This is a genomic window from Nocardia sp. NPDC051900, from assembly GCF_044452545.1.
In the GTDB taxonomy this organism is placed as follows: domain Bacteria; phylum Actinomycetota; class Actinomycetes; order Mycobacteriales; family Mycobacteriaceae; genus Nocardia; species Nocardia sichangensis.
On sequence record NZ_JBITBU010000002.1, the window covers coordinates 250,336 to 264,350 of the forward strand.

The following is a 14,015-nucleotide window of genomic DNA, read 5'->3' on the forward strand; positions in this document are numbered from 1 at the left end:
GTCAGGGTTGCCCCGGCTCCTCGCCCGGTCGTGCTACGAGCGTTTCCACGAGGGCCGACGCTATGGCCGCCACGGCGCGATCCTCATCGCAGGACAGTTGCCGCAGGGTATCCAGCGCGATGGTCCCCGGCATTTCAGCGAGCGCCTGGGTCAGTCGGATTCGCACCGCCGAGTCCGCCGCATATGCGGTGAGCTGTTCGGCCAGCGCACTCATGATCCGATCCGCCCACTCCGCGTCCTGCGCCAGCGTTCCCAAGAGTTCGGCCGCCTCGACATCGTTCGGGCCCTCGACCACCGTGCCGATGAGCGCGGGCACGGCCCGGGTGACGCCGCGCGCACCCAAGGCGAGAGCAGCGTGTCTGCGGACCGTCGCGTCCGCGTCATCCAGCGCGACCGTGAGAACTGAGGTCGCCTCGTCACCCGGTAGTTCGGCGAGCGCCAGGACCGCGCGCCGCCGGACGTCGACGTTGTCGGAGCCCATGCCGGATGCCACGCTCGCCACGCCGTCACCGCCCGCTCGCGCGAGAGCCCACCGCAGTGCCCCGGCCACATATGGATCCGATTCGGTGAGGACCGCCTCGGCGAGCAGCTCGGCGGGCATCGACACGTCCTCCGGCGGGGCCAGTACAGCCTGCTGCCGTCGGGCAGCATTGTGCGAACCGAGTCCGTGCAGGAGTTCGACGATGCGCAGGACGTCCTGCCAGCCGGAGGGCTCGGCCGCGTCGACCCTGCGCAGTCGCTCGAGGAGTTCCCGCTCCCGTTTCAGTCGTTCTTCCGTCTTCCGGATGAGCTCGCCGACCAGGGTGGACGGAGTGAATGCGGCTTCGTCGAGAGCGCGTGCGATTTGGCTCAGCGACAGTCCCAGCGACCGCAGCCCCTCCACGTGGAAGATCCGCCGGATGTCCTCCGGGGAGTACTCCCGGTAGCCGCCTACGGTGCGGCCGGTCGGTCGCACCAGCCCGAGGGAGTCGTAATGCCGGAGCATGCGGGCACTCACCCCCGAGCGGCGCGCCACCTCACCGATCAGCACGCAGTTGTCTCCTCCTGGTCCGGGCCGAGCGCGACGACCCGTCTCGCCGCATCGACCGCGAGGTCGAATCCGGCATCCGGGTCGAGCAGGAGCCGCTCAGTGGCGCGCGCATGCGCCCTCACCGTCGGGTCCGGACTTGCCATCGCCGTCCGCAGGACCGGCTCGACCACCTCACCGAGCGCGACGAGGGCGCGGCTCAGGCTCAACCGTACCTCCCGGTCTCCCCGGCCGAATTGCATGGCCAATTCGGCGCCCAGCCATTCTTGCCGACCGTCGGGCACGAGGACGGCGGCCGCGCGCCAGGCACTCCGCGCGACCTCGTCGTCGGCATCGTGCAACAACGACCGCGTGATCGCCGACCACGCGGTCGGGTCACCGATCTTGGACAGCGTGTGCAGCGCTTGGCTGCGAGCCTGAGCGCGCTCGGAACGGAGTTCCGCGCGGAGCTTCGGAACCGTGAGCTCCGACGGAAGACGGGTGAGCGCCCACGTGAGCATGTCGCGCACGAAGAAGTCCGGCTCGATCGCGCACCGCTCTACCAGCGCATCGATGAACCCGGGATCGGGATGAGTGCCCGCTGCCAGTGCCGCCTCGAGCCGCGTCGAGGAGTTCGCCGCCGCCAAAGCGTCGAGCAGCCGGGTGTGCTGTGTATTCCTGTGTGTCGAATTGATGGGGACCACCTCCGACAGCCAGTGAAAGCCTTCACACAGTGAGAAGGTCAAGCGAACTTCGGTGCGCTCGTCCACCTCTCCCCCGCGATCACCACGTGGTCGAGGAAGCGGAGGCCTACGGTGTGGGCGGCTTCGGTGAGCAGGGTCGTGGTGTGGCGGTCGTCGGGGCTGGGGGCGGGGTCGCCGGAAGGGTGGTTGTGCACAATGGCGAAGGCTCGGCCGTCGTGGCGCAGGACGGTGTTCAGGATTTCCCGGACGGGGACGGCGACCTGGTCGACAGCGCCTTCGGCGACGAAGACTTTCTGACGGAGACGATTCCGGGCGTCGCAGATCAGGACGAGAAGACGCTCCACCCTGGCGCCCGCGAACAGCGGGAGGGCGGCGGCGGCCACGTCGGCGGGGCTGGTGAGCCGGATCGACGTGTCCGGCCTGCCACGTGCTCGTGCGCCGAGGTGGAAGGCGGCGATGATCGCGGCGGCCTTCGCGACGCCGATGCCCGCCCGGCGCGACAACTCCTCCGGCCGCGCGGACGCCAGCCCGGCGACACCGCCGTGCTCCACCAGCAACTCCACCGCCAGGTCCAGCGCGCTCGCACCGCGCCTGCCCTGGCGTAGCAGCAATGCGAGCAGCTCCGCGTCGCTCAGCGCGTGCGGCCCGAGCGCCAGCAACCGTTCACGCGGCCGCTGCGTCACCGGCACGTCGACTAGAGAGACCGCCATGACTCCCACCCCTCGGTCACGCCAACAGTGCCCGGGATTCTGCCAGGGGCCACCGACACTCCGGCCAGCACTCGACCGCGACCACTCACCTCGAGGGAAACTCGGCCGACCACCCCGTCAGCTCAGCAGCGGGACGCCGACCCGCGACACCCATATGCTGGCTGATATGCGGTTCGGCAACCGAGTCGGTCACGAACTGGGGAGTTGATGCGCGATGTGGTACCTGAAGGCGCAATGGCACCACGATTTCGACGACGAGCCGGTGGAGCTGTTCAGCGAGATCGGCGACGACGGTTTCGAGGTGCGCAAGGTCGAGGTGTTCCGGGACGGCCACCGCGACTGGGCCGATTCCGGTCGCGGCACAGGCACCACCGAACTCGGGCAGATCCCGGTTCCCACGCCGGACGAACTGAACGCCGAGACCGAGTTCACCGCACTCCAGATCGACGCCAGGGAGTTCGACGAGGTCTGGCAGCGCGCTCTCGAGGAGCGGCGGCCCACTTCTCCCAGATAGCCGGTTCCAGAAGGCCTAGCGGTCCACCACCGCGACGTCCGGTAGCCCGACGAACATCTTCGCGGCGAGCCGCTGCAGATTGTGCAGCTGGCGCTCGTGCACGACGATCCGGCGCAAGGCCTCGTTGACGGTGGCGTCACTGGTCGACGTGCCCATGATGGCGGCGGCCGCGGCGAGCAGGTCCTGGTCGAGATCGATCCGCACGGATTTCATGCGCCCTCCTTCATACTTTCGCCATCTTGCGGCATAACGCCCGTTCATGTCCGGCAAATCGCGAACTCGGCCTTGCGCAAATACCCTACGGGGGTATAGTTCCAGTCATGGAACACAGGCACCACCCGTCGGCCGAACACGTCTCGCACGCCGCACCCGCCGAACAACACAGCGCGCACCACGGTCCCGCTACCTGGCGGATGGCGGCGATGGCGACCCTGCACTGCCTCACCGGCTGCGCCATCGGCGAAATCCTCGGCATGGTGATCGGCACCGCGCTGGGCTGGAACAACACCTCGACGATGGTGCTGGCCATCGTGCTGGCGTTCGTGTTCGGCTATGCGTTGACCATGCGTGGCGTGCTGCGCGCGGGCCTGCCGTTGGCGGCGGCCGTCGGCACCGCGCTTGCCGCCGACACGGTGTCCATCACGGTGATGGAGATCGTGGACAACGCCGTGATCCTCGCCGTTCCCGGCGCGATGGACGCCCACCTGGACACGGTGCTGTTCTGGACCACCCTCGCCTTCTCCTTGGCGGTGGCCTTCGCGCTGACCACGCCGGTCAACAAGTGGATGATCGGACGCGGTAAAGGCCACGCGGTGGTGCATTCGTTGCACGGCGCGCACTGATCAGCACGCCGTCCGATCCCCGCCTTCGGTTGCCAGGATGGCCCCGGGAAAGCCCGTTCAGCTAGGCAGATTGCTCAGCTGGACGGGCTTTTGTTGTCGGCGGGTTCCTACGGTGCTTGCATCGAGTCATGTTCAGCGAGGCGCAGTTGTACTCGCCGGTGACCCGCACCGGCGACGGCGACGTGACCGTGCACCTGAGCGATGAGCACCCCGGTGTGCACGATCCGGAATATCGGGCCCGGCGCAATGCCATCGCCGCGCTGGCACTGGACCACGCACCGGGAAAGCCGACACCCCACATCGCCTACACCGACGAGGAGCAGCAGGTGTGGCGGATCGTGTCGGCCGAACTCGCGCGCAAACATCGCACCTATGCCAGCGCGGAGGTGCTGACGGCCGCCGAAGCGCTGTCGTTGCCCACCGATCACATCCCGCAATTGGACGAGGTGTCCGCGGCACTCGCCCCGCTGACCGGATTCCGGTACGCACCGGCCGCCGGACTGGTGCCGCTGCGACAGTTCTTCGGCTCCTTCGCCGATCGGATCTTCCACTCCACGCAGTACATCCGGCATCATTCCGCACCGTTGTACACCCCGGAGCCGGATGCCGTCCACGAGATCATCGGGCATGCCACCCAGATCGCCAGCCCGCGCTTCGCGGCGATCTACGCGACCGTCGGCGCGGCGGTGGCGCGCCTGAGCACCGATCGCGCGTTGAAATTCCTTGCCGACGTCTTCTGGTTCTCGATGGAATTCGGCGTCGTCCGGGAGCGCGGCGAGATTCGGTGCTACGGCGCGGGCCTGCTGTCGTCCTACGGCGAGATCGAGGAGTTCCGGCACGCCGAACTACGCCCACTCGACGTCGCCCGGATGGGTACCGCGACCTACGACATCACCCACTATCAGCCGACTCTCTACTGCGCGGACTCGATCGCCGAGATCGAGGACGTGATCGGCGGCTTCTTCGCGACCATGGACGACGACACGCCCGACCGTTTGCGGCAGGCCAGTCCGGCACGCGCGTAACAGTACGGCCGGTACTTCAGGACTCGCGCTTCGGAACGAGGGGCATGCCCGCGTCCAGGAAATCCAATGTGCGGGTGAGGTTCTCCACGTTCAAGGGCGTCATCGTCGCCATGCCCAGAGCCGCGCCCGCCATCGCGCCCGCCGCCACCCGCACCTCGAAGTCGTCGGCGGACCGGCCGAGATGATCGGCCAGCAGGCCCGCGATGAGATCGATGCTGCGGATGATCTCCAAGCCGATGGCCGACCGCAGCTCCGGCACGTGATAGAGCAGCGCCTGTCGCTCCTGCTCGAACGCCAGCTCGGCGTCGGACAGATTGCCGAAGACCTCGAGCATCGCGTCGCGGAAGGCCGCCATCGGCCCGATGTCGCGCGGCTGACGCCGCAACGCCTCGATCATCGGCGGATCGAGGTCGTCGGCGAGCACCAGCTGTTCCTTGGTCGGGAAGTAGCGGAAGAAGGTGCTGGGCGAGACATCGGCGGCAGCGGCGATCTGTTCGATCGTCGTCTCGTTGTAACCCTGCTCGCGGAACAGCCGGAAGGCCTCGAGGCGAATCGTCCGGCGGGTCCGTTCCTTCTTCCGCTCGCGCAGACCCTGCGCCGTCCCGCTCGCGGGTAGCTCAACCGACATGGATCGATTCTGCCGCACCCGGCTCCGGCGCCCGTGCGGGTTGCCGCGTGCGCACCAAGGTCGCCGTGAGCACCGCCGCCAGCACGCAGAGCGCGGCGCAGGCCCACAGCATCGCGCCCATGCCGCCGAGGAAGGCCACCTGCACCTGGTGCAGCATCGACGGATCGCCCAGCTTGCCCGCCGTGGCGACGCCCGCGTTCACGCCGTCGGAGATCGGCTCGCGGTTCAGCTCGCCCAGTTCCGACCGATACCGAGTGGACAGCACGGTGCCGAGCACCGCGACGCCGATGGTGCCGCCCGCCTGGCGCAGCGCCTGCAACAGCGCGGAGCCGGACCCGGAGCGCTCGGCATCCAGATCACCCATCGCCATGCCCATGGCCGCGGGCATCACCAGCCCCATACCGGCGCCGAGCAGCGTCAACCACAGGGCGGCGAAGCCGTAACCGCTGTCCACGGTGGTCAACGCCCCCAGGGCCAGCGAGCCGGCCAGCAGCGCGAATCCGGCGGCCACCACCACGCGCACGCCCAGTTTCGGCAGCGCTTTGTCGACCAGCCTGCTGCCGACCAGCAAACCGGCGATCAACGGAAGCAATCGCAGGCCGCTGCCGAGCGCGTCCACGCCGAGCACCGCTTGGAAGTACTGCGGAACGGTGAAGAACATGCCGAACATGGCGAAGTTCACCACGATCGAGAAAGCGGTCCCCCAGCGGAACCCGTCGGCGGCGAAGAGCCCGAGATCGACCAGCGGATGCGTGGTCCTGCGCTGCCAGAGCAGGAACGCGCCGAGCAGCAGCACACCGGCCGCGATGATCGCCCAGGCCGGGCCGTCGCCCCAGCCTTTCTCGCCGATCCGGATGAAGCCGTAGGTGAGCCCGAGCATGCCCGCGGCGGACAGCGCGACACCGGGCAGATCGATCCGGAAGTGCTGCGCGCTGCGCGATTCGGGCACCAACGCGGCGACGGCGCACGCACCGATCACGACCATCGGCACGTTGATCAGGAACACCGAACCCCACCAAAAGTTCCGCAGCAACCAACCTCCCACGATCGGGCCCAGCGGTAGGCCGATCGCGGTGGAGGTGATCCAGATGGTGAGCGCCCGCTGGAGTTCGGCCGGTTCGGGGAACATCGCGGGCAGCACCGACATCGACAGCGGCATCATCGCCGCGGCCGCGATGCCGAGCACGACGCGCGCCGCGACGAGTTCGCCGGGCGAGGTGGCCACGGCGCACGCGATGGACGCCACGCCGAACAGCACCAGCGCGGCGAGCAGGAACTTCTTGCGGCCGTAGCGATCGCCGAGCGCGCCCGCGGGCAGCATCACGGCGGCCAGCGCCAGCGTGTAGGCGCTGCTGAACCATTGCAGCGCGGCGGTATTCGCGTTCAGGTCGACGGCGAGCGTGGGCAGCGCCACGGTCAGCACGGTGACATCGAGCCCGATCGTCAGCATCGCCACGGCCAGCGCGCCGAGGGCGAGCCAGCGACGGGACGAGTCGTTCTTCATGACGCCTCCATAAATGCTAGCTACATCTTTTTGATAGTAGCTCTCACTTAGTAGATACTGTCAATACCGTCGCGGGGATGGACTGCCCGATCACCGGACCGCTCGCTAGGCTCATCGGCGATGAAGATCACTCGCCGTGCCTTGCTCTGCTCAGGCGCCGTGCTCGCCGTCGCCGTGATCGGAGCGACGGCCGCGCCGTCCCTCGCAGCGCCGAGCACCACCACGCCGTTCACCACCCCGAACACCGACGGGTGCCCGCAGAAGACATCGCCGCCCGCACCGATCGACACCTCCGAGGTGCCCGCACCCGGACAGCCGACCCCCACGCCGCTGCCGATCCCTTCCCCGCCGATCGGGGGAACCCGCCTCGGCGAGTGCGGAGTCGTACTTCCCAAAGCCGCGCCGCCCGCTCCGCAGGACATTTCGGCGACGGCCTGGCTGGTGGCGGATCTGGATACCGGAGAGGTGCTGGCCGCGAAGGACCCGCACGGTCGCTACCGGCCCGCGAGCACGATCAAGGTGCTGCTGGCCACCCTGGCGCTGCGCACGCTGAATCTCGACAAGGTGGTCGTCGGCACGCAGGCCGACGCCGACGCCGACGGCACCCGGGTCGGCATCGGCCCCGGCGGACGTTACACCAACCGGCAGCTCATGCAGGCGTTGATCATGGCTTCGGGCAACGACGCGGCGCATGCCATCGCGGCGCAGCTCGGCGGCGACGCCGCGACCGTCGCGAAGATGAACGACCTGGCGAAGTCGTTGCGCGCCATGGATACTCGCACGGCCACTCCGTCCGGGCTGGACGGCCCCGGCATGAGCACCTCGGCCTACGACCTCGCCGTGCTGTTCCGCGAGGCCATGACAGTTCCGCTGTTCGCCGAGCTGATCCACACCGAGCAGGTCGACTTCCCCGGCTACCCCGCCGACCCTGCCGTTCCGGGCGACACCGACCGCCCCGGCTACCCGATCGGCAACGACAACCAGCTGCTCTACAACTACGACGGCGCCCTCGGCGGCAAGACCGGCTTCACCGATGACGCGCGCCAGACCTTCGTCGCCGCCGCCCAGCGGGGCGGCCGCAGGCTCGCCGTCACTCTCCTCAAAGCCGACGTGCAGCCGGTGCGCCCGTGGGAGCAGGCGGCCCGCCTGCTCGACTACGGATTCGCGCTGCCCCGCGGCGCCTCGATCGGCAATCTGCCCGGCGCGGTGGTACCCCAGCGCGACCAGAGCGGAGCCACCCTCGCCGCGCCGCCCACATCGGGAAACGACCCGGCGATGTCCTCGTCGCCGGGCAGCGACCCGTCCGCCATGCCACACACCGGAGATCGCCGCACCGGCGCGCGCACCGTACTGATCATCGGCGGTGTCCTCGTGATCGCCGCGCTCGTCCTAGGGGCACGGCGGGCCACCCGGCGACGCTGATCGATCACCGCCGGTCCGACCTGCGTAATCCGGAAAGAGTCAGGGCGGCAAGCGCACCCGCGCCGAAGAAGGCGGCGCCCACCCCCATCGAGACGTCACGCGCACCGACCCGCGGCGCGATCACGGCCGGGCCGGGGGCGGGAATCTCGGCTTCCGGCTCGTTCTCCGCGGCGGTGGCGGCCCAGGCCGTGGCGAACAGGACGATGCGGTAGGTGACGTAACTGAACACCATCAGACCGATGATCGAGCCGAAGGTGGCGCCCGCCGGACTGCTGAGCACCGATTGCAGGTAGATCGAGGCGACGATCTTGAACACCTCGAAGACCAGCGCGGCCAGACCGGCCGCCTTGGCGGCACTGGCCAGCGTCACCGGTTCCCGGGGCAACCGCGCGATGACCCAGGCGAACACCGCCCAGGAGGCGAGGAACCCGAGCGCGATCGACAACAGCGACAACAGCAGGTCCGCGCCCGGCAAATCGCCGAGGCCCAGATTGTCCAGCAGTTGACTGCCGAGCGAACTCGACGCCAAGGCCGACAAGCCCAGCGAGACCGTGAACGCGAGGCCGAGACCGACCAGCGCACCCAGATCGGAGAGCTTGGTCATCAGCCAGTTGCCGTCCGGAGACTTCTGGTCCCATTGCTCGGTGAGCGCGGCGCGCAGGTTGGCCATCCAGCCGAGGCCGCTGTAGACGCCGGTGATCAGGCCCAGCGCGCCGACCGTGCGCCGGGAGTCGACCGCCTGCTCGATCAAATCGTTCAGCTGGGTGCCGAACGAGCCGGGAATGTTCTCGACGATCTTGGCCTGCAACTCCCCGAGCAGATCGGGATTGCTGGACAAGATCACGCCCGCGACCGCGAAAGCGATCATGAGCAGCGGAAACAACGACAGCACAGTGAAATACGTGATGCCCGCCGCGTAGTAGTCGCCCCGCTGCCGCTGATAGCGCCCCGCCGCGCGAACCAGATGGTCCAGCCACGGCTGCGCCTGGATCCGGCGTTGGATCCCGGCTTTGACATTGTCGATCACCTGCACCATTCGCCCCTTCGACCGAGAGACCTCACACCGGTGGTACCCGGTCGGGCGCGCGACAACCGCCCAGGCGAGCGGCCGCCTAGCGACTCAGCAAGCCCACCCGGTCGTAGACCTGCGCGAGGGTGTTGCCCGCGATCTCTCGCGCACGCTCGGCGCCGGCCGCGAGTACGCGGTCGAGTTCACCCTGATCCGACATGTACTCTTGCACCTCGGCCTGCAACGGCGTGACAAATTCGACCAGCGCGTCGGCCACGTCGGCTTTCAGCTCGCCGTAACCCTTACCCTCGAAATCCTTTTCCAAGGTGACGATCGGCGCACCGGTCAGCGAACTCAGGATCACCAACAGGTTGCTGACGCCCGGCTTGAGGTCCGGGTCGTAGCGGATCTCGCGTTCGGTGTCGGTGACCGCGGATTTCACCTTCTTCGCGGTGACCTTCGGGTCGTCGAGCAGGTTGATCAGACCCGCGTCGGTGGAGGCCGACTTGCTCATCTTCGCGGTCGGGTCCTGCAGGTCGTAGATCTTCGCCGTGCCCTTGACGATATGCGCCTCCGGCACCACGAACGTCTTCTTGAACCGAGAGTTGAAGCGCTGGGCCAGGTTACGGGTCAGTTCCAAGTGCTGACGCTGGTCCTCGCCGACGGGCACCTGATGGGCGCGATAGAGCAGGATGTCCGCGGCCATCAGGATCGGGTAGGTGAACAGGCCTGCGGTCGCGTTCTCCGCGCCCTGCTTCACCGACTTGTCCTTGAACTGGGTCATCCGGCTGGCCTCGCCGAAACCGGTGAGACAGCTGAGCACCCAGGTCAGCTCCGCGTGCTCGGGTACCTGGCTCTGCACGAACAGGGTCGACTTCTTGGGGTCGATGCCCAGCGCGAGCAACTGGGCGGCGGCGGCGTTGGTGCGGAGCTTCAGTTCCTTGGGGTCCTGCGGCACCGTGATCGCGTGCATGTTCGGGATGAAATACAGCGCGTCGTAGTCGTCCTGCATGGTCACCCAGTACTGCAGCGCGCCAAGGTAGTTCCCTAGATGGAACGAGGAGCTGGTCGGCTGGATCCCGGACAGAACCCGCTGTTTACGTTCGGCGGCCGGGCTGGGCGCAGGACTCGACATACTCCGATTTTCGCATGCGGCTCAAGCCGAATTTCGCTGCACCCAGTTGCGCGGGTCCACCCCGGGCATGCTCGGCCGTCCGCCGCTGACCAGTTCGTGTTCCCGCTTGGACAGCATCTTGTAGACCGGCGCGCTCGGCCCGGCGAGCGTGCCACGCAGCACCGGGGGCACCAGCGGAACCGACACGTGCGCGGTGCGGACCGCTCGGGACAGTCCCTGGTAGGCGACCTCCTCCGCCATACCCCAGCGCATCCCGTACATCCGGCGGATGCGTGTCGGCAGGCTGCCCTGCACCAGCAGGTAGAACGCGGAGGTGACCTGCTGTAACGGCACACCCTGCGAGTAGGGGACGCGCTGTCCGGCCAGGTAGGAGCCGACCAGCCGCGCCTCGTCGGTGAGGAACAGTTCGCCGGAGGCGAGGTAGCCGTCGAAGAAGGCACGGAACTCCGGATAACTGGCGGGCGCCGCGTCCGCGGGCATGCCGAACAGCTCGCCCCAGCGCACGTAGTCCTGGTAGAGCCCTTCGCGCTCACCGCCGGTCATGGTGCGCACCAGCAGGTCGTACATCACCTCGGCCGAGTCGAACGTGAAGGCCATGGTCATGAACATGAGGTGCGGGTCGAGCGCGGAGTATCCCGTCCCCGCCGGGTGCTGGTCACCGGCGTCCTCCGGCAGCGTCCCACGCACCTTGACGTGCCGTTTCCTGGTGAAAGCCAGCGCGCGGTCGGCCTCGGCTCTGCTACCGAGGAACACCGCCTCGAACAAGCGGCCGGTCAGCGCGAGCCGGGTGTAGGGGGTCATGCGGTGCTCGGTGTTCTCCGCCGTGCCGACAAAGAGCAGCGGGTGCACCGCCCCGATCACCAGCGCGCGCAAGCCGTAGGTCAGTCCCACCGCCCGCTTGCTCATCACCCGCCGGACCATCGAGTGGTCACTGAAATAGCCGGGCTCGGACATCGCCGCCTCCTCATCGAGCACATCTGGCAATAGCATCCACCAGAACCTACCTTTCTGGCAATACTCCATGCCAGAATGTGGCGCGCGGGTCGATCGGGCGACAACCACGGTGTTCAGCGGACCTGTAAGAATCGAAGGGTGACGGCGCAGCGGACTTACGGGGGCATCTCCGCCGAGGAGCGCCGGGCGCAGCGGCGTGCGGCGTTGCTGGAGGCCGCGCTGGAGATCATCGGCACGGAGGGGCTGGGGAAACTGACCGTGTCGGGGTTGTGCGCGCGGGCGGGTCTCAACGAGCGGTACTACTACGAGAACTTCGACAGCCGCGACGCCGTGCTCACCGCCCTGATCGACGGGATCGCCGCGGAACTGGCGGCGGCCATCCTCGCGGCCGTGCGCACCGCCGCGCCGGACACGCGCGCGACCGCGCACGCCGCGATCACCGCGGGCGTGCACCTGCTCACCGATGACCCACGTAAGGCGAAAGCCGCCCTGATCGCGGGTATGGCGACGCCGGAACTGCGCGCCCGCACCACCGAGACGGTGCGAACGTTCGCGCGGATGGTGGCCACCGAGGGCACGGACTTCTACCGGCTCCCGGATTCCGGCCCGGCCGCGGTGGTCGAGTTCCGGGCCCTCTACCTGGTCGGGGGGCTGGTGCAGACGCTGACCGCCTGGCTCCAAGGCGACCTGGATCTCACGCGCGACGAATTGATCGAGCAGACAGTCGACGTGTTCGTCCTGCTCGGCGAGGACATGGCCGGCAAACTGCGGTAACAGCCCTGGTCACAGCCGCAGGGACACGTCCTCCAGATCGGGCGCTTCGCCTTGCAGGACGACCCGGAAGAGTACGTCCCGCCGCGACCAGTAGGCCGCGCAATCGCGCATGGCCTCGGCGAACCAGTCACGCTCGACGGGCTCGTCGGCGAGCAATCCGGCCGAGTCGCGCACCACGGCAACGTATCCGGCCCCTTCGCCGAGGAAATCGTCCAGATCACGCAGGCACTCGTCGAACGCGTCCTTGTTCTCCCCGAAGTAGTACGGAAACTGGAACGCGGCGGCGAACTCGTCGAACAGGCGCGCGGTGGTGGTCATCTTCGCGCCGCGCAGTTCACGCACCAGGTAGCCCGAGGGCGCTTTGTCTCGCACCCCGCTGAAGTCGGCGGCGTCCACCGCGAGCGTGCCGAACGTGACACGCGGCGGGGTGAGTGCGGCGCCGGGCGGCGCGTCGTCGGCGTCGGAGCGGGCAAGGAACTGCGACAGCGTGACGGTCTTTGTCATCAGCGCATCCTCGTGAAGGTCTTGTAGTGATCGCCGGTGTACCAGGCCGAACCGTCGCTACCGGTGACGATGCGTTCGGCGTCGCGGGATCGGCCGGACTGCTTGGGATTGACGTCCCATTCCTGATAGATGATCGGCTTACCGGAGCCGTCGGTCGCGGGCAGGTCCCCACCCCGATTCATCCATCGCTCGCCCCCTTTGGTGCCGGGTGCGTTCGCCGAGTCCGGCCACTGGCCCGCGTCGATCTCTCTCAGCGTGGCGTACGCGCGTTCCGGGACACCGGACGCCTGGGTGACCGGCGACGCGCTGTCCGCACCGCGCGGCGCCGCGCCGGTCGGGGTGACCGTGCTCATCGCGGCGGTGGTCGCGCGACTCGCCGGGGTGGATGTGGTGGTAGCGCCACCGTCGTACAGCGCGAGCACCGCGGCGAGCACCACCAGGGCCACCGCGACCAGCAGGCCGACACCGCGCTTGATCAGTCGCGCCCGGTTCATCGGTACTGCACCGTGACGGGCGCGTGGTCCGACCAGCGTTGATCATAGGTAGCGGCGCGCTCGACCACCGCGTCCTTGGCTCGGGTGGCCAGCTCTCCTCGGGCGAGGTGGTAGTCGATGCGCCAGCCGCTGTCGTTGTCGAACGCGCGGCCCCGGTAGGACCACCAGCTGTAGGGACCGTCGCCCGCCGGGTGCAACTGCCGCACCACGTCGACGTACCCCGCGGCCAGCAGCTCATCGATCCACGCCCGCTCCTGCGGCAGGAACCCGGCCGACTTCAGATTGCCCTTCCAGTTCTTCAGATCACGCTCGGTGTGGGCGATGTTCCAGTCCCCGGCGACCACGAAATCACCGGTTCGCGCGGCGAGGTAGGCGCCGAGTTCGGCCATGAAGCGATACTTCTCGTCTTGACGCACCGTGCCCGCGTCACCGGAGTGCACGTAGACGCTGGCCACGGTGACATCGTCGAAATCGGCTTCGAGATAGCGGCCCGCCGCCGCGAACTCACTGCTGCCGAAGCCGACTCGCACGGCGCTGGGCGCCCGCCGGGACAGGATGCCGACACCGGCGCGGCCCTTGGACTTCGGTTCGGCGTGCGACAGCTGCCATCCCGCGTCCAGCGCGGGCGCCAGCGCGGCCCGGACCTGCTCGTCGGTGGCGCGAGTCTCCTGCACGCAGACGATGTCCGCCTCGGTGGCCGCGAGCCAGGCGAGCAGCCCCTTGCCCGCGGCCGCGCGGACACCGTTCACGTTCACTGTCGAGATATACGGCACACCATGACCGTACAATG

General features: G+C 68.4%; 17 protein-coding genes. 5 read left to right on the forward strand and 12 right to left on the reverse strand.

Annotated features, from left to right (window positions below; genetic code table 11):
- Position 1: 1 nt before the first annotated feature.
- From ACIA5H_RS03680 to radC, 3 genes are read right to left on the reverse strand one after another with little or no spacing between them, the layout of a single operon-like run.
- Positions 2–1,030, reverse strand: coding sequence for a MerR family transcriptional regulator (locus tag ACIA5H_RS03680; RefSeq protein WP_397073703.1), 1,029 nt, complete (start codon positions 1,028–1,030; stop codon positions 2–4).
- Complete coding sequence (locus ACIA5H_RS03685) at positions 1,024–1,710, reverse strand: HEAT repeat domain-containing protein (protein ID WP_379252181.1); 687 nt, start codon at positions 1,708–1,710, stop codon at positions 1,024–1,026. Before ACIA5H_RS03685 ends, ACIA5H_RS03680 begins: the two co-directional genes overlap by 7 nt.
- Before the next feature lie 38 nt (positions 1,711–1,748).
- The gene (radC, locus tag ACIA5H_RS03690) at positions 1,749–2,420 is read right to left on the reverse strand and encodes a DNA repair protein RadC (protein ID WP_397073705.1); all 672 of its coding nucleotides are present in this window, start codon (positions 2,418–2,420) and stop codon (positions 1,749–1,751) included.
- 214 nt (positions 2,421–2,634) lie between these two features.
- Here radC and ACIA5H_RS03695 point away from each other — a divergent pair, with 214 nt between their 5' ends.
- Entirely contained in the window at positions 2,635–2,934 is a 300-nt protein-coding gene (locus ACIA5H_RS03695; protein WP_355079065.1) for a DUF6881 domain-containing protein, read from the forward strand.
- 15 nt (positions 2,935–2,949) lie between these two features.
- On the opposite strand, the gene ACIA5H_RS03700 is transcribed toward ACIA5H_RS03695, so the two are convergent.
- A complete protein-coding gene (locus tag ACIA5H_RS03700; RefSeq protein WP_355079063.1) occupies positions 2,950–3,147 on the reverse strand; it encodes a type II toxin-antitoxin system VapB family antitoxin in 198 nt (65 codons plus the stop codon).
- Positions 3,148–3,254: 107 nt separating this feature from the next.
- On the opposite strand from ACIA5H_RS03700, the gene ACIA5H_RS03705 reads away from it, so the two are divergent.
- Both ACIA5H_RS03705 and ACIA5H_RS03710 read left to right on the forward strand, forming a co-directional pair.
- The gene (locus tag ACIA5H_RS03705; RefSeq protein ID WP_397073708.1) at positions 3,255–3,776 is read left to right on the forward strand and encodes a DUF4396 domain-containing protein; all 522 of its coding nucleotides are present in this window, start codon (positions 3,255–3,257) and stop codon (positions 3,774–3,776) included.
- Between the two features lie 128 nt (positions 3,777–3,904).
- Complete coding sequence (locus ACIA5H_RS03710; RefSeq protein WP_397073710.1) at positions 3,905–4,801, forward strand: phenylalanine 4-monooxygenase; 897 nt, start codon at positions 3,905–3,907, stop codon at positions 4,799–4,801.
- A gap of 16 nt (positions 4,802–4,817) precedes the next feature.
- Here ACIA5H_RS03710 and ACIA5H_RS03715 read toward each other — a convergent pair whose 3' ends face one another.
- Together ACIA5H_RS03715 and ACIA5H_RS03720 are read right to left on the reverse strand one after the other, a co-directional pair.
- Positions 4,818–5,429 carry a TetR family transcriptional regulator gene (locus ACIA5H_RS03715; RefSeq protein ID WP_379252069.1) on the reverse strand — a complete coding sequence of 204 codons (612 nt, stop codon included), beginning with the start codon at positions 5,427–5,429 and terminating at the stop codon, positions 4,818–4,820.
- Complete coding sequence (locus ACIA5H_RS03720) at positions 5,419–6,933, reverse strand: MFS transporter (protein ID WP_379252068.1); 1,515 nt, start codon at positions 6,931–6,933, stop codon at positions 5,419–5,421. The genes ACIA5H_RS03715 and ACIA5H_RS03720 overlap by 11 nt, the downstream gene beginning before the upstream one ends.
- Before the next feature lie 120 nt (positions 6,934–7,053).
- Between ACIA5H_RS03720 and ACIA5H_RS03725 the strand changes: the two genes are divergently transcribed.
- Entirely contained in the window at positions 7,054–8,355 is a 1,302-nt protein-coding gene (locus ACIA5H_RS03725; RefSeq protein WP_397073712.1) for a D-alanyl-D-alanine carboxypeptidase family protein, read from the forward strand.
- Positions 8,356–8,359: 4 nt separating this feature from the next.
- Here ACIA5H_RS03725 and yhjD read toward each other — a convergent pair whose 3' ends face one another.
- The 3 genes from yhjD to ACIA5H_RS03740 form a co-directional block, all read right to left on the reverse strand.
- Entirely contained in the window at positions 8,360–9,388 is a 1,029-nt protein-coding gene (yhjD, locus tag ACIA5H_RS03730) for an inner membrane protein YhjD (RefSeq protein WP_355079118.1), read from the reverse strand.
- A 79-nt stretch (positions 9,389–9,467) separates the two neighbouring features.
- Positions 9,468–10,499, reverse strand: coding sequence for a tryptophan--tRNA ligase (gene trpS / locus ACIA5H_RS03735; protein WP_397073714.1), 1,032 nt, complete (start codon positions 10,497–10,499; stop codon positions 9,468–9,470).
- Between the two features lie 21 nt (positions 10,500–10,520).
- The gene (locus tag ACIA5H_RS03740) at positions 10,521–11,489 is read right to left on the reverse strand and encodes an oxygenase MpaB family protein (protein WP_397073716.1); all 969 of its coding nucleotides are present in this window, start codon (positions 11,487–11,489) and stop codon (positions 10,521–10,523) included.
- Positions 11,490–11,591: 102 nt separating this feature from the next.
- Here ACIA5H_RS03740 and ACIA5H_RS03745 point away from each other — a divergent pair, with 102 nt between their 5' ends.
- Positions 11,592–12,227, forward strand: coding sequence for a TetR/AcrR family transcriptional regulator (locus tag ACIA5H_RS03745; RefSeq protein WP_379252065.1), 636 nt, complete (start codon positions 11,592–11,594; stop codon positions 12,225–12,227).
- Between the two features lie 9 nt (positions 12,228–12,236).
- Here ACIA5H_RS03745 and ACIA5H_RS03750 read toward each other — a convergent pair whose 3' ends face one another.
- The 3 genes from ACIA5H_RS03750 to ACIA5H_RS03760 are packed head-to-tail and all read right to left on the reverse strand — an operon-like array spanning position 12,237 to position 13,998.
- On the reverse strand, positions 12,237–12,731 hold the full coding sequence (locus tag ACIA5H_RS03750) for a barstar family protein (RefSeq protein WP_355079045.1): 495 nt from the start codon (positions 12,729–12,731) through the stop codon (positions 12,237–12,239).
- A complete protein-coding gene (locus tag ACIA5H_RS03755) occupies positions 12,731–13,225 on the reverse strand; it encodes a ribonuclease domain-containing protein (RefSeq protein WP_397073719.1) in 495 nt (164 codons plus the stop codon). Before ACIA5H_RS03755 ends, ACIA5H_RS03750 begins: the two co-directional genes overlap by 1 nt.
- Positions 13,222–13,998 (reverse strand): exodeoxyribonuclease III, encoded by a 777-nt coding sequence (locus tag ACIA5H_RS03760; protein ID WP_397073721.1) that lies wholly within the window; start codon positions 13,996–13,998, stop codon positions 13,222–13,224. The genes ACIA5H_RS03755 and ACIA5H_RS03760 overlap by 4 nt, the downstream gene beginning before the upstream one ends.
- Between the last annotated feature and the right edge of the window lie 17 nt (positions 13,999–14,015).